The organism is Aphanizomenon sp. CS-733/32, assembly GCF_028330045.1.
GTDB classification, from domain to species: Bacteria; Cyanobacteriota; Cyanobacteriia; order Cyanobacteriales; family Nostocaceae; genus Dolichospermum; species Dolichospermum gracile.
On sequence record NZ_JAQMSE010000202.1, the window covers coordinates 20207 to 39710 of the forward strand.

Below are 19504 nucleotides of genomic sequence, written 5' to 3' on the forward strand. Positions count from 1 at the left end.
TTCTTGATGCCCATGATACAAGGACAATAGGAGATTGTTGAGTTGAGGAAAAAACTTGTCTAAGCAAGATCTAATCGAAATGGAAGGGACTGTCACCGAATCGTTGCCTAATGCAATGTTTCGTGTTGACTTAGATAACGGCTTTAATGTCCTAGCACACATTTCTGGGAAAATTCGCCGTAATTACATCAAGATTTTACCTGGCGATCGCGTCAAAGTTGAATTAACACCCTACGACTTAACCAAAGGTAGAATCACCTATCGTCTGCGGAAGAAATAAATCAATAACAGAGAATCTTACCATACATAAATCAACTGGTCTTTTTCTAGTTCCATAGCTGAAATATTTCTTCTAGAAATGCTATAATTTACTATTTGGAGTCAAATTTAAAAGGCATGAAAGTCAGAGCCTCAGTTAAGAAAATTTGTGAAAAGTGCAGCGTGATCAAGCGTCGTGGTCGCGTCATGGTGATTTGTGAAAATCCCAAACACAAGCAACGCCAAGGATAGAAGCTGTCTATCAAAGCAAAGTTAAATCCGCGACAATTAATCGGACAAAAGAAAAGTACCGCACTTTGCTAACTGCAACTACGAAAACAATAGGGAGAGATTCATTGTGGCACGGATTTCCGGCGTAGACCTTCCACGCGATAAGCGTGTCGAAATCGGTCTAACATACATTTACGGAATTGGCTTAACTAGATCACATCAAATTCTCGCAGCGACCGGTGTTAACCCCGATACCCGCGTCAAAGACCTGTCCGATGCTGATGTGGCAGCCCTCAGAGGAGAAATCGAAAGCAACTACCAAGTTGAAGGAGATTTACGCCGTTTAGAAGGACTAAATATCAAGCGTTTAGTTGATATTGGCTGTTACAGAGGTCGGAGACACCGCATGGGCTTGCCAGTGCGTGGACAAAGAACCCGTACCAACGCTAGAACCAGACGTGGTAGAAGACAGACAGTGGCTGGTAAGAAGAAAGCCCCTGGCAAATAATTTTTCTAAACTTGCTGCAATTAGCAAGTTGTACCTTAAATTCACTAAAGAAATATGGCCAGACAACCAACAAAAAAATCCGGGAGCAAAAAGCAAAAACGGAACGTACCCAATGGGGTTGCCTACATTCAGTCTACCTTCAACAATAGCATTGTCACGATTACCGATCAAAATGGAGATGTGATCTCCTGGGCAAGTGCTGGTTCTAGTGGATTTAAAGGGGCAAAAAAGGGAACACCCTTTGCCGCACAAACCGCTGCGGAAAGCGCGGCTAGACGAGCCACAGACCAAGGAATGCGGCAAATCGAAGTTATGGTGAGTGGACCCGGTGCAGGTAGAGAAACCGCGATTCGGGCGCTTCAAGGTGCAGGATTAGAAATTACACTCATTCGGGATATTACCCCAATTCCCCACAACGGTTGCCGTCCACCCAAGCGCCGTCGAGTTTAAACTTTTCTCATCTAACAGTTAACTGTCAACTTTTGACTGTTGACTGTTGACTTTTGACTTTTGACTTTTGACTTTACGAAGTGAGGGAGGCTACTCCGTGGCGCAGTTTCAAATTGAATGTGTAGAGTCTAATGCAGAGGAAAGTCGGAGCTATTACAGTAAGTTCGTTCTAGAACCCCTAGAGCGCGGTCAAGGGACCACTGTTGGCAACGCATTGCGGCGGGTTTTACTTTCTAACTTAGAAGGGACATCAGTGACAGCAGTGAGAATTGCTGAAGTTAGTCATGAGTTTGCAACAGTTCCAGGGGTAAGGGAAGACGTACTGGAAATCCTCATGCGAATGAAGGATGTCATTCTCAAGAGTTATTCTTCCCAGCCCCAAATTGGTCGTTTACTCGTGCATGGACCAGCAACAGTTACTGTGGCACATTTCGACTTACCTAGTGAAGTAGAAGTGATTGACCCGACCCAGTATATTGCCACCATTGCTGAAGGCGGAAAACTGGAAATGGAATTTCGGATTGAGCGAGGCAAAGGCTACCGGACTGTAGAACGAGGCAGAGAAGAAGCCACATCTTTGGATTTTCTGCAAATTGACTCAGTGTTTATGCCGGTGCGAAAGGTCAACTATAGTGTTGAAGAAGCCCGTGGCGATGGCTCTTTGAAAGATCGACTTCTTTTGGAAGTATGGACTAATGGTAGTATTTCTCCTCAAGAAGCACTATCATCTGCTGCTGGAATTTTGGTAGATTTATTTAACCCATTAAAAGATATCTCCTTAGAACCAACAGACACAAGTTCGGATATGCCGGATGACCCAACCGCGCAAATTCCCATTGAAGAATTGCAGTTATCTGTGAGAGCTTATAACTGTCTAAAACGCGCCCAAGTAAATTCCGTCGCTGACTTATTGGATTACACCCAAGAAGACCTGTTAGAAATCAAAAACTTTGGTCAAAAGTCAGCGGAAGAAGTAGTGGAAGCTTTACAGCGTCGCTTAGGTATTACTTTACCTCAAGAAAGAAGCTCTAAGCCAAGCTAAATCAAAACCCAATAAATGAAACTTCATTAGTGCATTATTATGCGTCATCGTTGCCGAGTCAAAAAACTTAGTAAACCAGCGGATCAACGTAAAGCTCTTCTCAGAGCTTTGACAACAGAATTGGTACGTCATGGTCGAATTACTACAACTTTAATCAGAGCTAAAGTTGTCCGCAGTGAAGTAGATAAAATGATTACCCTAGCCAAGGATGGCTCTTTAGCATCTCGTCGCAAGGCATTAGGTTATATCTACGACACAAGCCTAGTTCATGCCCTATTCGAGCAAGCTCCGACTCGGTATGCTAACCGTCAAGGTGGTTATACTCGGATTTTGCATACCGTCCCCCGTCGCGGTGATCATGCGGAAATGGCGATTATTGAACTAGTTTAAAGTTATTAGTCATTAGTCATTGGTCATTGGTCAGTAGCAAATAAAAAACAACTGACAATTGATAACTGACAACTAACAACTGACTAAATTATGTTAGAAAGCCGCCAGCAAAATCAGACTCAGCGAGTAGCCTTAGTCATTCAGTATATAGGTACTCATTTTCACGGCTGGCAAAGACAAAAAGGACAGCGAACTGTTCAAGAAGAGATAGAAACAGCGATCGCCACTGTTTTAGGGTATCATGTGACACTCCACGGAGCAGGTCGAACTGATTCTGGAGTCCATGCTGCCGCTCAAGTAGCTCATTTTCAAGCCGCAAGTTTAATTCCTGCTCACAGGTGGGCAAAGGTTCTCAATGGCTACTTGCCCCCAGGTATATTAATTAGGGCATCAGCCAGTGTAAGTGAAAGTTGGCACGCTCGTTTTAGTGCGATTTACCGACGATATCGCTACACTATCTACACTGAAGAGTTACCGAATTTATTTGTACAACCTTTCAGTTGGCATTATTATTATGCCCCTTTAGATGAAGCCTTAATTAGGTCTGCCTTAAAACCACTGCTGGGAAAACACCATTTATCTGCTTTTGAACGGGCTGGGTCAGCGCGATCGCATTCCTGGGTAGAAGTGCAAGCAGTAGAATGTCGTCGGAGTGGATCATTTATCCATATTGAAATTCAGGCTGATGGATTTTTATATGGCATGGTGCGGCTGTTAATCGGAATGGTAGTACAAGTAGGTTCTGGTCAGCGGACTCTAGATGACTTCACTGATATCTGGCAACAAGAACGCCGGGAAGAAGTGAAATATTCTGCACCTGCTCACGGGTTATGCTTGTTGAGAGTCGGTTATCCCGATTTTCCCTTTCCGCCAAAAATTTGGTATGACACCCAACCATACCTAGTCATGAATAATCAATGTCTAAACTATGATTTTCATGATTTGTGTGATTAAGATGATTAAGCTAACGCCTTGAATTTTGACAAGGCACTGACAAAGGACAAACAAAATGACTAGTAAAACCTACCTTCCCCCTCAAGCATCTCTTGAGCGTGATTGGTACTTAGTAGACGCGACAGATAAACGTCTGGGTCGCCTAGCGAGTGAAGTCGCTATGATCCTCAGAGGTAAAAGAAAAGCTGAATATACTCCCCATTTAGATACCGGGGATTTTGTCATTATTATCAATGCTGAGAAAGTGGCAGTTACAGGTAAAAAGCGCACTCAAAAGCTTTACCGTCGCCATTCTGGCCGTCCCGGTGGTATGAAAACCGAAACTTTTGCTAAGTTACAACAGCGATTACCAGAAAGAATTCTCGAACACGCTATTAAAGGTATGTTACCTAAAAATAGTTTGGGTAAACAGTTATTTACCAAACTGAAGGTGTATGCAGGCCCAACTCATCCTCATGCAGCACAACAACCCAAAGAAATCACAATTAGTACAATTCCTGGAGAAAACTAATGCAGGTAGCAGAAATTACTAGCGGACGTGCTGTTTATTGGGGTACTGGTCGTCGTAAAGCGTCTGTGGCTAGAGTTCGTCTAGTTCCCGGTGAAGGGAAAATGACTGTTAACGGTAAAGATGGAGATTTGTATTTCCAATTCAATCCTAACTACTTAGGCTCTATCAAAGCTCCTTTGGAAACTTTGGGATTAGAAAGCGAATATGACATCGTGGTGAAAGCTGAAGGTGGTGGCTTAACTGGACAAGCAGATTCTATTCGTCTAGGTGTTGCCCGTGCTTTATGTCAACTTGATCCAGATAACCGTTCACCTTTGAAAACTGAAGGCTATTTAACTCGTGACCCACGAGCTAAAGAACGGAAGAAATACGGTTTACACAAAGCTCGTAAAGCTCCTCAATACTCGAAACGTTAAGATAGGAGTCAGGAGTCAGGAGTCAGGATAAAGAAACTTTTTACCCAGTCCCCAGTCCCCAGTCCCCAATCCCCAGTCCCAATTTATTATAGATTCCCCACAAAAAAACAATGGCTAAACCTGATATTCATCCCACATGGTATCCAGATGCTAAGGTCTACTGTAATGGTCAAGTTGTTATGACCATTGGTGCTACCAAGCCCGAACTCCACGTAGATGTTTGGTCTGGAAATCACCCCTTCTACACTGGTACTCAGAAAATGATTGATACTGAAGGTCGTGTAGAACGCTTCTTGCGTAAATATGGTATGTCCAGCACTCAAACTGGCGACGATAATCAAAAGTAGCTGGTTGGCTGTAGCTGTTGATAGTGTGGCGGAAGCCACAGACGACCCTGCATAGTGCTGGGTCGCTTGTCATTTAATGCTTGAGCCAACTTGTTATTTTTTAGGAGCATTTATAGTCATCATGGCAGAATCATACTTACTGGAGAAACTTAAATCTGTTGAACAAACTTTTCATGAATTAACACGCCGTTTAGCCGATCCTGATACCGCTAGTAATCCTGATGAGTATCAAAAAATTGCTAAGTCTCGTTCTTCTTTGGAAGAGGTCGTTAATACCTATGAAACTTGGAAAACAGCCCAGGATGAATTGGTAGGGGCGCGTCAGATCCTCAAAGAATCTAATAGTGATCTTGAGTTGCAACAAATGGCAGCTTTGGAAGTTAGTGAACTAGAGGAAAAGCTAGAATATTTGGAAAGTCGCTTAAAGGTATTGCTGCTACCCCGTGACCCCAACGATGATAAAAACATTATGTTGGAAATTCGCGCTGGTACTGGTGGTGATGAAGCTAGTATCTGGGCGGGGGATTTACTACGAATGTATTCGCGGTATGCTGATACCCAAGGTTGGAGGGTGAAGCTGGTTAGCGAATCCTTGGGGGAAATGGGCGGGTTTAAAGAGGTAATTCTAGAAATTCAAGGTGATAGTGTTTATAGTAAGTTGAAGTTTGAGTCTGGTGTACATCGTGTTCAGCGCGTACCAGCAACGGAATCGGGAGGAAGGGTTCACACTTCGACGGCGACTATAGCGATTATGCCAGAAGTGGATGAGGTGGAAATCCACATTGACCCGAAAGATATTGAAATGAGTACGGCGCGTTCTGGTGGTGCGGGTGGACAAAACGTGAATAAGGTGGAAACAGCCGCTGATTTGTTCCACAAACCCACTGGGATTCGGATTTTCTGTACAGAAGAACGGAGTCAGTTGCAGAATAAGGAACGGGCGATGCAGATTCTGCGGGCTAAGTTGTATGAGTTGAAGTTGCGAGAACAACAGGAGGCTGTAACTTCCATGCGGCGATCGCAAGTGGGGACTGGTTCTCGTTCTGAAAAAATTCGCACTTACAATTATAAAGATAGCCGGGTAACTGACCACAGATTAGGTCAAAACTATACTCTAAACCCTGTCCTGGAAGGTGATTTAGAAACAGTAATCCAATCTTGCATATCTCAAGATCAGCAAGAACGTTTAGCAGAATTAGCAACAAGTGTTTCTAGTAGCTAATTTACTGCATAAATATCTTAGAAAACCGCTTGTTGTTTTGTTTTGCACCCACAGGCGGTTTTCTTATGGGAAGAGGGGGAGCAATAAGATTTTGTGGGATGACCGACTTCTTGAAGAAGTCGGGGATTTATCTCAGACTTATATTATGGGAAATTATCATTGATATTTCATTTGCAACACGTAATTCTGTTAATTATTCTTCTCCTCAGTTCGTATGAAATCCACAAAGTGTTGATTTCGTTGGTCAGTTCGCTGCATGGTCGGCCATTGTTGCGATGTACGTTGTAGACGGCTACAAGAAATTCTTCAATACCATAATTAGCTACAGCATTACCAATAAGAGTTGAAGCACCAAGTACCCCTAGACCAGCAACCATTCCAAAAGGTCCACCTAGCATAGCTAATGCTGTTGTAATTACTGCCCCACCTACTAAACCCATACCAGCAGCGATAGAACAGGCCACTGCAAACATCACTGCGGGTAAACCTAATGATGCTGCCATGCGTGCAATTTCATCAAGAGTCATTTGTGTTTATTCTCCAATTTTTGCTTTTTCTTTCTTAGTTTATTTATATTTTGGTTATCTGTTAATACTGGTTATCTGTCAATAGATGACAGCTTATAATTATCAAGCACTTCTTGAATAAATATCAATTCATTGAGATATTCACTCACTTCTGATTTTTGACTTTTTAGAATAGAAACAATCTCTTTTGATTCAGATTCTCTCTTTACCCTTTGTGTCAGCAAATTATCAAAAATATCCAGAAATCTATTGATATAATCATTGATTTGCTGTTCACCTTTCTGAAAATTCTCTTCTACTTGTTCGTCAATAATACCCTTGAGTAAACCTATGTTTCTCTTTACTTGCTCATCTATCTTGTCTTTAATTCCTTGAGCAGTGAGCCGTAAATCAATTTCATAGTAGGATACTTCTGTTTTCATAACAACATCTTGTTCATAGACATGAGGACTTGCACAACAACGTTCCTCTTGCATAGTTATTGTCTTAGTTCTTTCAAAAACTTTTCGTTGTTCTTGAATTTTAGTATCAATGCCAGAAAATTCAAATTTAGGAAACTGAATTGCATTAGTACCAATCTCTACTTGCAAAGTCTCACCAATATACTGAGATAATTCATCAGAAATAGCTTGTATTTCTTGTTGAATTTGCTGAACTAAGTCTTCCTGAATCTTTGTACCTTCTCTCACGAGTCTGTCTTGTGTATCCAGCCAAAAGTTATGAACTATAGGAGCGCAGTAATCATTAATAATTTTACCTATTTCTTTAGCATCTTTTTTGTCTTTTACCTTGATTTTATATGGTTCTGAAGTTGAATCCTCTTTTAACAATGAAGTAACTTTATTCCAAATAAACGAGACAAGATTTTGGTTTTCTTTACTAGATACAGAACCCGAATTTTTAGATTTTTCTTCTGCTACTTTATCAATTTCCAAATCTATACGATTTTTAGCCGTTTCAGCAAACCTATAAATTTCTTGCCTAAAAGTTTTGAATAATCTTTTCTTTTGTGACTGTACGGACTTTTTTACAATTGCTAACTTATTTTCAATTAACTCAAAACGTTGTTTATATTCCTCTATTTTTTGTTGTAGTTCCTCAAATTCTAACTCCCAACCGCGAATTTCTGTACTAAGTGTATCAGCTACAGATTGAGCAGCTTTATTCAAAACAGCCAAGACATCACTCAATAAATTCCATCCTGAAGTTTGAACAATATTTTTAATTACTGTCTCTTCAATTTTGGGAATACCACTATCTTCTAAAGTTTGGGGTGCAATTTTGCGGGGTGCAGGTGTAATGTAGTTTCCTTCTTCATCTTCAGTTGCGTATCTAGGAGCATAGAAAATTCTAAAATCCTTAATATGGCTATCAGTTGCCTTGCCTTCTTGAATGAGCTTAGATAATAAAGCCTGTCTAGCGATAACTGGGAAAATATTTGGTTCAGGAATACCAAAACTAACCAAACTCATTCTTAAAGATTCTATCACATCTTCAATCTTTCTATCACTTTCTCCTTTCATATCTACTTTATTAAGTAGAAAGTACATTTTTCCTGTATTTTGTCCTAAAATTTCCTGGCGGTTTTCAATTAAATATTTCACCAATTCTAAATTAATATTGTCTTTAAAAGATAGGTAATCCAGAATAAATAAGATAGCGTCACAAGTGCGAAGTGCTTCTAGACAAGTCTGTTTTAAAGCTACTGTATTAAAACTCTCTGAGTTCCATTCATTTGGTCCAGGAGTATCAACTAAAGTAAATCCAGATAGAGATGGCAAGTTACGAATAGCGTCAATAGGATGTTCTAATTCAAAACTTGTAGTATTATCTAAATTTTGATTATCTCTGATTTGATATGTACGGTCTAAAAACCTCTGCCTAATTTCTTCTGCATCACCAGTTGCTATAATTTCAGGTAATTCTTGATCTTCTCGATATTCTAAAAGTCTGGGTGTTTGTTCTGCGTTAATTGGACGAATATCTGTGCGAAAAACTGTACAAGCCTCTACATTAGTAGCTAAAACATCTGCACCAATCAAAGCATTGAGGAATGTACTTTTACCTGCATTCATAGCTGCAATTACAGCTACTTGATATTTTTGTTTAACTAAGGCTAGCAAGTTCATAGTATTGTTTTTGTAGATTCGTGTATTTATCAACTAATTCATTAGCAACTTTTCTGTGATGTTTAGCGGCTTGTCTATCATTTTCTCCAGCAGCATGAGCAGTAAAAGCACCTGCAACAGCACCAACAGCAAAACCAACAGCACTGATTACAAAAGGTAATATCAAAATCATATAATTCTTGATTTATTATTTAATGACTAGGAGGAAGGTAAACAGGTTGAGAATTAGGCAATAACTTACTATCTGCTGATGTAAGTCCTAAAGATTGAGCAATAGCCACTGATTCACGTAAGCGTTGCATAGCCCCTTCTATTCCTGGTGCAATTGGACGATTTGTAATTTCTTGATTAATTGCTTTTGCTTCTGCCAAAAATTCTAGATTTTTCTGATGTTCATAAATCAGATCATTTTCAATTTCTTGTAATCTTCCTAATTCTTGCCGAGTTAAAGATTCATAATAGGTTTTTACAGCCTGTTTGTGATCATCTAAGATTCTGAAAAACTCAACAGCCATACCTCCAGCACCAACAACAGCTAATAAAGGTGCTACTGTGGTTAATGCGATCGCTATTGGTGGACAAGCCGCAGCTAATATTGCTGTTGTAAATGCTGTTACACCCCCAACTGCACCACCCATAGCAGTATCTTTTAATGTTTCTGTAATCGCTTCCTGTGCAGAAATTTCACCTCGAACTACACGCAGCCCGTGAGTTAAAAGTGAAAGAGGTACAGTTGTAACTGCACCCACAGCCGCCCCTATTGGTGCAGCTTGCAAACCTGCTTTTACAGCACCAGTTAAGTTATCAAAGTGGTATTTAGCATTTAATCTCATTTGCTCCTGACTTGTCATGGTTTTATCACCACGAGCCATATTATCCTTACCATTCTCCCATCTGATATTACTCGGATCATTAGAACCTCCCTTACTGTGGGGTTTAACGTGACTAGCGTGCTTATCAGATAGGTACTCTTTGGCATTATTAGCCGCAGTTTGACTATCTATACCCGCACGTTGAGAAGGGGGAATTTTATCTAACATTTCTTGGGCTTTTATTGTCGTTCGGATAGGTTCACCAGAACGAACACCACCTTCATATAATCTACGTGCCGTACTTAAAGGTAAATCCTGTAAATTGACATGATGAATGTTAGTTGTCGCCGCCGCGTTGACAGCAGAATTACGCTGGGAATCGTCAGACATGGGTGATTACCTCTTGATATTTGACAGAAGCGGTTAATAAAATAAATTATACTCAATACGGTAATAATTGACTACTGGTAAAAATAAATATATAGTTGGTGTAAATAAAAAGATTGCACTAGCGAAATATACGATGCAATTTAGTCAAAACGAAATAATGTAGAAACACTGTCATCGTCAATCTGACATTTCCACAGAAAGAATGATAAAATAGTTTGTGAATAAAGTCTTTGTTTGTCCCTATTCTCAATTCAATTTACAGGGAATATAAATAATTATGCTATCAGTTGAAGAATTAATTTACGAAGCCTTGTCTTTACCCAGTTCTAGCCGAGTATTTTTAGTAGAAAAACTAATTGAAAGTCTAGAATCTGATATTGATGAAAATATCCAAAAGAGTTGGAACATAGAAGCTAAAAAACGCCGGGCTGAAATACGAAATCATACCGTTGAGCCAATTTCTGGAGAAATAGCTTTAGCTCAAATCAGACAAATTGTAGAAAGATGAAAAATGAAATATAATTTCCATCCGGCTGCATTAACAGAATACTCAGAAGCAGTGCAATTTTATGCAGAAAATGAAATTGAAACAGCACAAAATTTTATCAACGCTGTTGAAGATGCCATTTTCCGAATTATTGAATCACCTAAACGCTATGCGGTTACTGATGAAGATATTCGTCGGTGTTTAGTGCATAAATTTCCCTATGGAATACTCTATACCATAGAAGATGAATACATTTTAATTGTAGCGGTTATGCACTGTAGTCGCAAACCAAAATATTGGCAAGATCGCATTTAATAGCAACTATTACATAAAAGTTAGCAAAGGTATAATCTTGAGTAGAACTTTCTACAATTTTTATCCTATCCTGTAATTTTTATCCCTGCTCTAAATTCCCGCAGTGCTTGAGCATGATTTTCTATATTAACACAACGCATCAATAAATCTACATCTAAATTCGGTAAAAGTTGCGATTTACTAACAGCTTCATATCCCTCATTTCCTAAACTATAAAACAATAATTTATCATTCATCCAAAACCAAACTTCAGGAATTTGTAACCGTTTATATGCTTCCAGTTTATTTATATTATTTTACCATAACCACTCTAGGAGAGCCACCTTTATTTAAACCCAAATTTAGACATTGAATTTTGCTCAACGCGAGATAATATAAAAACAGAGTCTCATGAAAAACATCATGCAAGCATACAAACTCAAAGGAAAAATTGATCAATCTGGTAACTTGCTGATTACCGAACCCGTGAATTTACCCCCCGGAAATGTGGAAATTGTAGTTTGGCCAGCTACGGATACTCTCGATCATACCAAAACCCCAACCAGCGAACCAGCACCAGAAACACCGAAAAGACCAACTAAAATCAAGGCTTTGCAAAATTGGTTTGAGAAAACCCAACCCGCACCACCTGATTTTGATCCAGATCAAGCTAAATGGGAATATTTAAAGGAGAAACATAACCTGTGAAAGTCTTGCTTGATACCAACATAATTATAGATATTGCCCTAGAAAGACAGCCTTACTTTACTAATAGCGAGACAGTTTTAGCATTTGTTGAACAGGGACAAATAGAAGGCTACATTTCAGCATCAACCATTAGCGACCTTTATTATATTATCCGTAAACAAAAAGGTCGAAATTTAACTATTGAATTTTTGCAAGAAATACTTACCTTCTGTCAAATTGCTACGGTAAATCAGGCTGTAATTAGTATGGCTTTCACAACCAATTTTAAGGATTTTGAAGATGCAATTCAATACTCCACTGCGGTAGTCAATCAATTAGATGGGATTATTACCCGTAATCCTCAAGATTTCCCTGTTGTGACACCAAGAATTATCACTCCTGAACAATTAATTGCGGAATTAACAAACTCTTGATCAGATTATGATTGTAGAATTATCTTTAACTTCTCTGAGGATGAGGAGTTATTACAAATAGTTATATAATTTTTATCCCTGCTCGAAATTCCCGTAGTGCTTGAGCATGATTTTCTATATTAATACAACGCATCAATAAATCTACATCTAAACTCGGTAAAAGTTGCGATTTAGTAACAGTTTCATATACCCCATTTCCTAAACTATACAACAATAATTCATCATTAATCCAAAACCAAACTTCAGAAATTTGTAACCTTTTGTATGCTTCCAGTTTATTAATTCCTCGACTACTAACAACCACCTCAATTACTAAATCAGGACGTTTTCTATTTGCTCCTAATTCGTAAGATTTATCTCCTTCTTTTTTAACTTTTTCCAATTCATTTTCTAGGGTAACAGAACCAGTTGGAGTAAAATCTAATTCTAAAAATTCTAAATAAATTTCTAGTAAAGATCCAATACGTTCTTTGATAGTTTCATGTTTTTTTCCTGACATTTTCCGAATCTCTAAAACTCCATCTAAAAAGGACAACCTTAAACCTGGGCGCTCAATTAGCTGTTCAACAGCTTTAAATTCCCTCCAAGTGAGGTCGCTAATTAAAATTGGTTCTGCTTCTCGTTCAATGAGTGTAGTTATCATAATTTAAACCCAAGTATAGAGATTGAATCTTGATCCAAATGAAGCTAAATAGGTTATTATTTTATGTCTAACCCAGTTGATATCAAACTTAAGGACTAAACACCTTAAACCACCTATTTAAAACTGTGTTGATTGTTTGTTTAATTTGATGGTTGCGATTCCATCTTTGAAAGGCGATTTCATAATCTTCACCTTTAGTTTGAAAAGTATTCCAAATATCTAAAGATATGGCTAATCCGCAAGCTAATAAGATGTAAAGTGACCAAAAAAGACCGCCACTAATGGCATCAATCGCTAGGAAAAAAATATTGATGATTGCGTAATTTCCTAAACGTTTTTTAAATTTACTTTGGCGATAAAGATTAAAAGCTTTACGCTGTTCTACTTCGTTTTGTTTACCTAACCAATCCCGTTCCGCTTGTTGGAGGATATCGGGTGATATTTGTAACTCTGTGGCAATTTCCAGGATTTGCTGATAGGAAAATTCTTGATCGTTGTCGTCCACTTGACGAGCGATCGCTAATTGCAGAATTTGCTGTACATCCTCTTGGCTGTAGGAACGCAGGCTGTTAGGGTGAAACGTTGTCATAATTGTTGCTCAAATAATAGTTTTAATAGAAAAATGCACTACCATCAGCAATACAGCACTTTCTAATGTTATGAGGTACAGTTTTTTATCCCCAAACCCGTAGGGGCGCAGGGCTTGCGCCTTCCATTGTATTTCATTAGAGCGAAAATTGCTGTATTTACACCACTTCTAGATTAGCAAATATAAATCAATCTGGTGTTCAATTAGTTATGGTTGGGAAAAATATCTATGGTGGTTATTAGCAGTCCGATGAGAAGAGGGCGCAGACCCTGCGCCCCTACGGATTTTCAATCAGTATGATAAATTGGGCATTTTTGGCATCGAAGCCCAGGAAGTCAAAGCAGAGGGTGGCTAGGGTTTCAGGGGCGATGTTGCTGATGTTGATTTTGACAGTGGGGGGTGTGTTCAGGGCTATTTTTATATGTATTGATTGATGTAAGAGGTAACTTATGGATGTTGAAGAGTTGCTCAAAATCAAATTACCAAGAAGTCAAAAAATTCCATCCTTCTTTTTCATCTCCTTCCTCTTTTCCTTTTGGAGTATTGACATTTTCTCCTTGCAGTACATGATTGTATTCTCCAGAATCAACCCATTTTAACAATTCACCAGTCCGCATTACTAACCAAGAAAGATTAGATTCTGAATAACTTAATATTTTCGTAACTTGATCTAGACTATCAACACTATTAGAGGCAAATTCACGGGATTGAATGAGAAAATCTTCAATCACATGAGCAGTTAAATACTCTTCTGGTAAACCTGCAAGTTTCATCAGTGCGGTAGTTGCAATATCAATATCCTGACAAGCTAATAACCCAGCCCGATCTGCGGTGAACTTTGCCATCATTACCCAATTATATAATGCCAATTCTACACCACTAGCTATCAATCCTCCTAAGCCTAATGTGGTACTACTTAACCACATTTTTAATGCTGGCATGACAATTGCTATTTGATGATAAATTATATGTTGACTTTTAATTCGAGCAATTTCATATCCAAAAATAAACAGCAATTCATCATAATTCAACCATTCCATTGCTTCAATGTTGACACCAATAATAGGTTTTTCTACACCAATAATATAGGTTTGAATATGTCCTGTACCTCGAAATAAATACAATTCAGGAATAGTTGTCACAGCAAGAATTTGGCAAGCTTCTAGCAAGGGTTGATACAATTGGGGAAAATTGCGCGGTGTGACTCTGATTTCACTAGCAATACTTTGTAATCTCAGTAAACGATCAATACCATATTCGTTGACTTTTTTGAGCAAAGGAGAAATACCAGGCATACTTTGTAAAGAAGCCAAGGCTTTGCGATCAAATGGGTGTTCGTAAGTTTGTGAACTTAGTCCAGTTAATATTTTTTTTGTCATGGGTAGTGCATTAATTTGGTAAATACAATTAAATTATATTTTTTGGATCTCCTAGAGAAGATAAATATATTTACATATAGCTATTCTTCAATTAACCAACCGCGCTGTATACCTTGTTCAATTCCTCCAACCCAGTCCATTGTTAAATGCTTCCGCACTTTATAAAATAAATGTTGAACTACAGTTGGATTAAGCGGATTTTTTACATAATTTTCCTCGTACCTAAATTCTCTATCAGTGTTTTTCTGCTGACGTAGTACATAGATTTGGTCAATTTTATATTTTCGTAGATTAACATCACTCGTCAACTTTATCCATTCCATTAATACAATATACAAACTGTTGGGATTTCTTGCCTTTAAATCTTCTGGTGCTCGTGATGAACTTTCGAGCATAGTTTTGTCAAGATACGTTTTACATTCAATTGCAATAACTGGAATATCGAAAATATGTGTTTCTGTATTACCTGTAACTGTAACTTTTGAATAATTCTCTGGTTCTTCTGTTACCACTGTTAGGATTTCACCACTATCTTCTTTTTCCTCTGGTGGAGTAACTGCTTCAAATGATGCTTGAATAGTTGCACCAATTACAAAGTCATGGTCTTTCTTTTCAATACGAGCATAGGGACGTTTCAACATCTCAGAATATTTTGGAGGTACAAAGAAAATATCTTTAAAAGTATGTGATTTACCAATAAGTGCATTTTCTCCAAAGTCTTCAGCTAAATCTCTAAATAAATAATAAAGAAATTCTTCTAATATACTAGAATGGAGATTAGAACGAGAGTCAAACTTCTCTGCATAATGTTGTTGGTCTAAAAAGTCTTTGTACGCAGTAAAAAGTTCTACTCGCTTAGAAATTATTTCATCATCATTATCAGTCTTTATTGATGTTAGTCCAATTAATTGAACATTATCTAAGTGCCATTTATCATACTTAATTCTAATTTCTTGAAGATATTTTCTACTTTCAATATCTCTGTATTTTTTACGATGCTTCTCCTTTTGTTCCAGATTTGAACCGTGAACTAAAGGGTTTCTATCAGTTGTGGGCATAACTCTAATTTTTGTTGAAGATGAACTGCAATTGCTTTAGCAAGAAGGGGTGGGACTGCGTTACCTACCTGATTATACTGGCAAAGAAACTTCTCATTAAATCTATTTTCCCGTTGCAATAACTTATGAGATACAACCGTTTTTTTCCCAGAAAAACGATAATTGTCTGGAAAAGACTGAACACGCGCACCTTCACGGGCTGTTAAATTACGATGCTGGAAAGGGTGAACAAAATTTGCATAAAAAGAAGCTGCTATAGTGTGGGCTGGTTTATAGGGATTTAATCGTCGGTTATTCTGATCATAAGTTTTATCAGATAATTCACCATTTCCACTTCGGCGTTTAGCACCATATTCCTTTGCTACGTCTGAACTAGATTCACCCCATTTGATTTGTTTAAAACGTTCTACAAGCCTGTTAGAATGTTCCATTGCTACATGGTTGTAAAGGATTTTACTATCATTTCTTATCCACTTCTGATAAGAGTTTTGAGCTTCTAATATGTAAGGTTGTTCTTCTTTACCTTCACGTGCGTTAAGTGCCGGTAAATCTGATATGGCATCCCATAAACTAATAGCAGGAGGTAGATGTATTCCTTCAAGTGATAATTGTCCGGTAGTAATATTTAGTAAATCTAAAGAATGTGTTTTTGGAGGAATACCTAAATTTTTACCAATTTTATTTCCAACAATAAAAACACGTTCTCTAATTTGTGGTACACCATATTCAGCAGAATTAAGTAACCATATTTCTACAAAATAGCCGATGTTTTCAAAGGTTTTCTTGATAATATCTATTACTTTTATCCCTTCAACATTTTTACGCGATAGTAAACCTTTGACATTCTCCATGACAAATGCTTTAGGTTGAAGAAAACTTATCCACTGAGCAAAGTTAATAAATAAAGTATTTCTAGGATCATTGGGATCTTTCTGGGTAGGTCCTGCAATACTAAAACCTTGGCAGGGTGGACCCCCTATAATAATGTCAGGATGGAAAAAACAGATTTCTTTAACAAGACTTGCAGTATTGATTTCACGAATATCATTTTGAATTACTGTCATTTGAGGGTGATTGTAGCGTAGCGTATTGCACGCCCAAGCATCAATTTCAACAGAGAGAGGAACGGAAAAACCTGCTATCTCAAAGCCTAAAGCAAAGCCTCCAGCACCAGCAAATAAATCAATAGCAATGGGTTTTTTCATTTTGATCAAAATTAACTCAAATAATTGATATCTTAACTTGTACAAAGCTATTCAATTTTTTCAATAAGGAATGTACGTTAGGAAAACTGTTGAGCATAATACCGCGCATATCTTCCTTCTAATTCTAATAATTCCTCATGATTTCCCGATTCGACAATTTGCCCTTTTTCTAACACCAAAATGCGATCGCACTTCCGCACCGTTGACAATCTATGGGCAATAATTAACACCGTGCGGTTTTCCATCAATCTTTCCAAAGCCTCTTGTACCAAAGCTTCTGATTCTGAATCTAACGCCGATGTGGCTTCATCAAGTATCAATATTTGCGGGTTGAGCAGGACTGCGCGAGCGATCGCAATTCGCTGTCTTTGTCCCCCTGATAAATTCACACCTCGCTCTCCCACCCAAGTATGATAACCTTCTGGTAATTGCTGAATAAATTGATCAGCATTGGCGATTTTTGCCGCTGATTCTACTGCATTAATATCAAAATTATCTTGTCCAAAAGCGATATTTTGGGCAATAGTTCCCGAAAACATAATCGTTTCTTGGGGAACAATACCAATTTGTTTTCTTAAACTATTTAAAGTCACATCTCGAATATTTACATCATCAATAAAAATTTCCCCAAATTCAGAATCATAAAATCGAGGTAATAGATTCACAAAAGTAGTTTTCCCAGCACCGGAAGCACCAACAAGGGCAATCGCTTGACCGGGCATGACTAATAGACTAATATTATTTAATACAGGTTCTCCTGATTTATAGGCAAAAGTGATATTGCGATATTCAACTTTACCATTGACAGCAGGAAGAGTAATAGCATTAACTTTTTCTAACACCGTTGGTTGAATTGCTAATAATTCAAAAACCCGATCAACTGATGCCTCACCTTGTTTAAATTCATTATAGTTATTAGTAGTATGACCAATAGGATCAATTAACAAAGCTGCTGCTGTTAAATAACTAAAAAATTCACCTACGGTTAAATTGCGTTGAGATATTTGCCAAGTTCCTACCATTAACAAAGATAAGGCACTGACAGCTTCTAAAAATCCCACAATGGGAATTTGAATGGCTTTTAATCTTTCTACAGAATATTTAGCTTTAAAACTGCGTTCTGCTTCATGACTAAATCGCTCTATTTCGTATTTTTCCGCAGCAAAAGCTTGAATTAAGCGAATCCCGCTAAAAACTTCCGTTAAAATAGCCGATAAATCAGAAATACGACTTTGACTTTTAAGAGAATATTTCCGTAATCTTTCCCCAAACCAACCAATTAAAATTCCCATAATTGGAGCAACAATTACCGTCGCTAGGGTAAGTTGCCAATTCAAATAAATCATGTAAATAGGAATGGCAATTAACTGTAAAGTACAGGGAGTAAAATCATGAAAAAGCTTATTGATAACTTCTCCAACCCTGTCAACATCTTCTGTGAGACGATAGGATAAATCCCCAGCTTTAGCAGTTTCAAAATAGCTGAGATTGAGTTTTTGTAAATGGGTATAAACCTGTTGTCGGAGATCAAAAGCCACCCTTAAAGCTGCCTTTGCCATGTATAAATCTTGCACCGACTGAAAAAAGCCCCTGACAAGAAAGATAGCAGCACTGATTCCGGCTAATTGAGCGATCGCTAATACATTACCATTTCCGAAAGGAGCTGCCAACTTACCCGCAACATTAATCAAGGTTAAAGTTGCCAGTACATATCCCAAAATCCCGACAAAACCCTTAGCGATAGTTGTCCACTGGGTGCGGATATATGGTAACAGTTGCCAATAATTAGAACGTTTTTTCAAGTCGTAACATCCACAAAAAAATATTTTCCTTGTTTGACGCTACCAGTTTTTGGGTACATTTGGGAATAAAATATTTTATTCTTTATTAGCGTTGTTTTCCTTAATTACATGAATAATCGCAGGTAATAAAGAAACAGCAACAATTAAGCCAATTATTGGTAATAGATACTTATCTAATTGTTCCGCTGGTAAAGATTTTCCTAAGAAAAACCCTAACAAAGTAATCCCAACTGTCCAAACAAAGCCGCCAATTAAATTGTAGGACATAAAAGAGTGATAGTGCATAGCTCCAACACCTGCTACAATCGGTGCAAAAGTTCTAACTATCGGCATAAATCTGGCTAAAACAATTGTTTTTTTACCATGCTTTTCATAGAAATCTTGAGTTTTAACAATATGTTTTTTACGAAATAACCAAGAATCATCTTTATCAAATAATTTTCTGCCAAATTTATGTCCAGTAAAATACCCAACATTATCACCCAATACCGCACAAACAAATGCACCAAAAATCAGCACCCAAATATTCAGCAAGTTCTGGGAAGCGACAAATCCTGCTGTAAATAATAAACTATCACCAGGGAGAAAAAACCCAATCAATAGACCAGATTCAGCAAAGATAATTCCCCATACTCCAAAATAACCCAACGATTTAATTAATTCCGGTAAATTAAAGTGCATAAAATCGGATTTGCTTAAGAAGTTGCATCCAACATTTTAGCGTTTATAAATTTATAAA

27 protein-coding genes are annotated in these 19504 nt (G+C 37.9%); 15 read left to right on the forward strand and 12 right to left on the reverse strand.

Annotated elements, in window-relative coordinates; translation table 11 throughout:
• The first annotated feature begins 55 nt into the window (after window positions 1-55).
• The 11 genes from infA (at window position 56) to prfA (ending at window position 6329) form a co-directional block, all read left to right on the forward strand.
• Window positions 56-280 (forward strand): translation initiation factor IF-1, encoded by a 225-nt coding sequence (infA, locus tag PN471_RS16725; protein WP_006276978.1) that lies wholly within the window; start codon window positions 56-58, stop codon window positions 278-280.
• Between the two features lie 116 nt (window positions 281-396).
• The gene (gene rpmJ, locus PN471_RS16730; protein WP_015079193.1) at window positions 397-510 is read left to right on the forward strand and encodes a 50S ribosomal protein L36; all 114 of its coding nucleotides are present in this window, start codon (window positions 397-399) and stop codon (window positions 508-510) included.
• Window positions 511-616: 106 nt separating this feature from the next.
• Window positions 617-997 (forward strand): 30S ribosomal protein S13, encoded by a 381-nt coding sequence (rpsM, locus tag PN471_RS16735; RefSeq protein WP_096669278.1) that lies wholly within the window; start codon window positions 617-619, stop codon window positions 995-997.
• Window positions 998-1051: 54 nt separating this feature from the next.
• Window positions 1052-1447 carry a 30S ribosomal protein S11 gene (gene rpsK, locus PN471_RS16740; protein ID WP_015079191.1) on the forward strand — a complete coding sequence of 132 codons (396 nt, stop codon included), beginning with the start codon at window positions 1052-1054 and terminating at the stop codon, window positions 1445-1447.
• 97 nt (window positions 1448-1544) lie between these two features.
• Window positions 1545-2489 carry a DNA-directed RNA polymerase subunit alpha gene (locus PN471_RS16745; RefSeq protein WP_193898194.1) on the forward strand — a complete coding sequence of 315 codons (945 nt, stop codon included), beginning with the start codon at window positions 1545-1547 and terminating at the stop codon, window positions 2487-2489.
• Window positions 2490-2528: 39 nt separating this feature from the next.
• Window positions 2529-2879 carry a 50S ribosomal protein L17 gene (gene rplQ, locus PN471_RS16750; RefSeq protein ID WP_193898197.1) on the forward strand — a complete coding sequence of 117 codons (351 nt, stop codon included), beginning with the start codon at window positions 2529-2531 and terminating at the stop codon, window positions 2877-2879.
• 90 nt (window positions 2880-2969) lie between these two features.
• Window positions 2970-3833 carry a tRNA pseudouridine(38-40) synthase TruA gene (gene truA / locus PN471_RS16755; protein WP_271777810.1) on the forward strand — a complete coding sequence of 288 codons (864 nt, stop codon included), beginning with the start codon at window positions 2970-2972 and terminating at the stop codon, window positions 3831-3833.
• A gap of 55 nt (window positions 3834-3888) precedes the next feature.
• Complete coding sequence (gene rplM / locus PN471_RS16760; RefSeq protein WP_271777811.1) at window positions 3889-4344, forward strand: 50S ribosomal protein L13; 456 nt, start codon at window positions 3889-3891, stop codon at window positions 4342-4344.
• Window positions 4344-4760, forward strand: coding sequence for a 30S ribosomal protein S9 (rpsI, locus tag PN471_RS16765; RefSeq protein WP_271777812.1), 417 nt, complete (start codon window positions 4344-4346; stop codon window positions 4758-4760). Before rplM ends, rpsI begins: the two co-directional genes overlap by 1 nt.
• A gap of 110 nt (window positions 4761-4870) precedes the next feature.
• Entirely contained in the window at window positions 4871-5107 is a 237-nt protein-coding gene (gene rpmE, locus PN471_RS16770; protein ID WP_193898200.1) for a 50S ribosomal protein L31, read from the forward strand.
• A 121-nt stretch (window positions 5108-5228) separates the two neighbouring features.
• Window positions 5229-6329: a peptide chain release factor 1 gene (gene prfA, locus PN471_RS16775; protein ID WP_271777813.1), complete on the forward strand. Its 1101-nt coding sequence runs from the start codon at window positions 5229-5231 to the stop codon at window positions 6327-6329.
• A gap of 167 nt (window positions 6330-6496) precedes the next feature.
• Here prfA and PN471_RS16780 read toward each other — a convergent pair whose 3' ends face one another.
• From PN471_RS16780 to PN471_RS16795, 4 genes are all read right to left on the reverse strand, one after another.
• Window positions 6497-6856, reverse strand: coding sequence for a hypothetical protein (locus PN471_RS16780; protein WP_271777814.1), 360 nt, complete (start codon window positions 6854-6856; stop codon window positions 6497-6499).
• A 71-nt stretch (window positions 6857-6927) separates the two neighbouring features.
• A complete protein-coding gene (locus PN471_RS16785) occupies window positions 6928-8985 on the reverse strand; it encodes a dynamin family protein (RefSeq protein ID WP_271777815.1) in 2058 nt (685 codons plus the stop codon).
• Entirely contained in the window at window positions 8963-9157 is a 195-nt protein-coding gene (locus PN471_RS16790) for a hypothetical protein (protein WP_271777816.1), read from the reverse strand. Before PN471_RS16790 ends, PN471_RS16785 begins: the two co-directional genes overlap by 23 nt.
• 19 nt (window positions 9158-9176) lie before the next feature.
• Window positions 9177-10187: a hypothetical protein gene (locus PN471_RS16795; RefSeq protein WP_271777817.1), complete on the reverse strand. Its 1011-nt coding sequence runs from the start codon at window positions 10185-10187 to the stop codon at window positions 9177-9179.
• Window positions 10188-10464: 277 nt separating this feature from the next.
• Between PN471_RS16795 and PN471_RS16800 the strand changes: the two genes are divergently transcribed.
• Together PN471_RS16800 and PN471_RS16805 are read left to right on the forward strand one after the other, a co-directional pair.
• Entirely contained in the window at window positions 10465-10695 is a 231-nt protein-coding gene (locus PN471_RS16800) for an addiction module protein (RefSeq protein ID WP_271777818.1), read from the forward strand.
• 3 nt (window positions 10696-10698) lie between these two features.
• Complete coding sequence (locus tag PN471_RS16805) at window positions 10699-10989, forward strand: type II toxin-antitoxin system RelE/ParE family toxin (protein ID WP_271777819.1); 291 nt, start codon at window positions 10699-10701, stop codon at window positions 10987-10989.
• A gap of 65 nt (window positions 10990-11054) precedes the next feature.
• Here PN471_RS16805 and PN471_RS16810 read toward each other — a convergent pair whose 3' ends face one another.
• A complete protein-coding gene (locus PN471_RS16810) occupies window positions 11055-11225 on the reverse strand; it encodes a hypothetical protein (protein WP_271777820.1) in 171 nt (56 codons plus the stop codon).
• Window positions 11226-11391: 166 nt separating this feature from the next.
• Here PN471_RS16810 and PN471_RS16815 point away from each other — a divergent pair, with 166 nt between their 5' ends.
• A complete protein-coding gene (locus PN471_RS16815) occupies window positions 11392-11676 on the forward strand; it encodes a hypothetical protein (RefSeq protein ID WP_271777821.1) in 285 nt (94 codons plus the stop codon).
• A complete protein-coding gene (locus PN471_RS16820) occupies window positions 11673-12089 on the forward strand; it encodes a type II toxin-antitoxin system VapC family toxin (protein ID WP_271777822.1) in 417 nt (138 codons plus the stop codon). Before PN471_RS16815 ends, PN471_RS16820 begins: the two co-directional genes overlap by 4 nt.
• A gap of 61 nt (window positions 12090-12150) precedes the next feature.
• Here the strand turns inward: PN471_RS16820 and PN471_RS16825 are convergent, their stop codons facing one another.
• The 7 genes from PN471_RS16825 to PN471_RS16855 all read right to left on the reverse strand — a co-directional run bounded on the left by PN471_RS16825 (window position 12151) and on the right by PN471_RS16855 (window position 19446).
• On the reverse strand, window positions 12151-12732 hold the full coding sequence (locus PN471_RS16825) for a Uma2 family endonuclease (RefSeq protein WP_271777823.1): 582 nt from the start codon (window positions 12730-12732) through the stop codon (window positions 12151-12153).
• Between the two features lie 88 nt (window positions 12733-12820).
• The gene (locus PN471_RS16830) at window positions 12821-13321 is read right to left on the reverse strand and encodes a 2TM domain-containing protein (RefSeq protein ID WP_271777824.1); all 501 of its coding nucleotides are present in this window, start codon (window positions 13319-13321) and stop codon (window positions 12821-12823) included.
• A gap of 479 nt (window positions 13322-13800) precedes the next feature.
• Window positions 13801-14700: a M48 family metallopeptidase gene (locus PN471_RS16835; RefSeq protein WP_271777825.1), complete on the reverse strand. Its 900-nt coding sequence runs from the start codon at window positions 14698-14700 to the stop codon at window positions 13801-13803.
• A gap of 80 nt (window positions 14701-14780) precedes the next feature.
• The gene (locus PN471_RS16840) at window positions 14781-15758 is read right to left on the reverse strand and encodes a Bpu10I family restriction endonuclease (RefSeq protein WP_271777826.1); all 978 of its coding nucleotides are present in this window, start codon (window positions 15756-15758) and stop codon (window positions 14781-14783) included.
• Window positions 15731-16963 carry a DNA cytosine methyltransferase gene (locus tag PN471_RS16845; protein WP_271777827.1) on the reverse strand — a complete coding sequence of 411 codons (1233 nt, stop codon included), beginning with the start codon at window positions 16961-16963 and terminating at the stop codon, window positions 15731-15733. Before PN471_RS16845 ends, PN471_RS16840 begins: the two co-directional genes overlap by 28 nt.
• A gap of 77 nt (window positions 16964-17040) precedes the next feature.
• Window positions 17041-18765: an ABC transporter ATP-binding protein gene (locus PN471_RS16850; protein ID WP_271777828.1), complete on the reverse strand. Its 1725-nt coding sequence runs from the start codon at window positions 18763-18765 to the stop codon at window positions 17041-17043.
• Between the two features lie 75 nt (window positions 18766-18840).
• The gene (locus tag PN471_RS16855; protein WP_271777829.1) at window positions 18841-19446 is read right to left on the reverse strand and encodes a DedA family protein; all 606 of its coding nucleotides are present in this window, start codon (window positions 19444-19446) and stop codon (window positions 18841-18843) included.
• Window positions 19447-19504: the final 58 nt, after the last annotated feature.

What these genes read in the sequence shown, in the direction of transcription:
- PN471_RS16845 (WP_271777827.1), bottom strand. Translation starts at nt 16,963, where the DNA reads ATGAAAAAACCCATTGCTATTGATTTATTTGCTGGTGCTGGAGGCTTT.
- PN471_RS16815 (WP_271777821.1), top strand. Translation starts at nt 11,392, where the DNA reads ATGCAAGCATACAAACTCAAAGGAAAAATTGATCAATCTGGTAACTTG.
- rpmJ (WP_015079193.1), top strand. Translation starts at nt 397, where the DNA reads ATGAAAGTCAGAGCCTCAGTTAAGAAAATTTGTGAAAAGTGCAGCGTG.
- PN471_RS16800 (WP_271777818.1), top strand. Translation starts at nt 10,465, where the DNA reads ATGCTATCAGTTGAAGAATTAATTTACGAAGCCTTGTCTTTACCCAGT.
- PN471_RS16790 (WP_271777816.1), bottom strand. Translation starts at nt 9,157, where the DNA reads ATGATTTTGATATTACCTTTTGTAATCAGTGCTGTTGGTTTTGCTGTT.
- PN471_RS16810 (WP_271777820.1), bottom strand. Translation starts at nt 11,225, where the DNA reads ATGAATGATAAATTATTGTTTTATAGTTTAGGAAATGAGGGATATGAA.
- PN471_RS16835 (WP_271777825.1), bottom strand. Translation starts at nt 14,700, where the DNA reads ATGACAAAAAAAATATTAACTGGACTAAGTTCACAAACTTACGAACAC.
- PN471_RS16855 (WP_271777829.1), bottom strand. Translation starts at nt 19,446, where the DNA reads ATGCACTTTAATTTACCGGAATTAATTAAATCGTTGGGTTATTTTGGA.
- PN471_RS16840 (WP_271777826.1), bottom strand. Translation starts at nt 15,758, where the DNA reads ATGCCCACAACTGATAGAAACCCTTTAGTTCACGGTTCAAATCTGGAA.
- PN471_RS16785 (WP_271777815.1), bottom strand. Translation starts at nt 8,985, where the DNA reads ATGAACTTGCTAGCCTTAGTTAAACAAAAATATCAAGTAGCTGTAATT.
- rplQ (WP_193898197.1), top strand. Translation starts at nt 2,529, where the DNA reads ATGCGTCATCGTTGCCGAGTCAAAAAACTTAGTAAACCAGCGGATCAA.
- rplM (WP_271777811.1), top strand. Translation starts at nt 3,889, where the DNA reads ATGACTAGTAAAACCTACCTTCCCCCTCAAGCATCTCTTGAGCGTGAT.
- PN471_RS16825 (WP_271777823.1), bottom strand. Translation starts at nt 12,732, where the DNA reads ATGATAACTACACTCATTGAACGAGAAGCAGAACCAATTTTAATTAGC.
- PN471_RS16780 (WP_271777814.1), bottom strand. Translation starts at nt 6,856, where the DNA reads ATGACTCTTGATGAAATTGCACGCATGGCAGCATCATTAGGTTTACCC.
- PN471_RS16830 (WP_271777824.1), bottom strand. Translation starts at nt 13,321, where the DNA reads ATGACAACGTTTCACCCTAACAGCCTGCGTTCCTACAGCCAAGAGGAT.
- PN471_RS16795 (WP_271777817.1), bottom strand. Translation starts at nt 10,187, where the DNA reads ATGTCTGACGATTCCCAGCGTAATTCTGCTGTCAACGCGGCGGCGACA.
- PN471_RS16805 (WP_271777819.1), top strand. Translation starts at nt 10,699, where the DNA reads ATGAAATATAATTTCCATCCGGCTGCATTAACAGAATACTCAGAAGCA.
- rpsI (WP_271777812.1), top strand. Translation starts at nt 4,344, where the DNA reads ATGCAGGTAGCAGAAATTACTAGCGGACGTGCTGTTTATTGGGGTACT.
- rpmE (WP_193898200.1), top strand. Translation starts at nt 4,871, where the DNA reads ATGGCTAAACCTGATATTCATCCCACATGGTATCCAGATGCTAAGGTC.
- truA (WP_271777810.1), top strand. Translation starts at nt 2,970, where the DNA reads ATGTTAGAAAGCCGCCAGCAAAATCAGACTCAGCGAGTAGCCTTAGTC.
- rpsK (WP_015079191.1), top strand. Translation starts at nt 1,052, where the DNA reads ATGGCCAGACAACCAACAAAAAAATCCGGGAGCAAAAAGCAAAAACGG.
- prfA (WP_271777813.1), top strand. Translation starts at nt 5,229, where the DNA reads ATGGCAGAATCATACTTACTGGAGAAACTTAAATCTGTTGAACAAACT.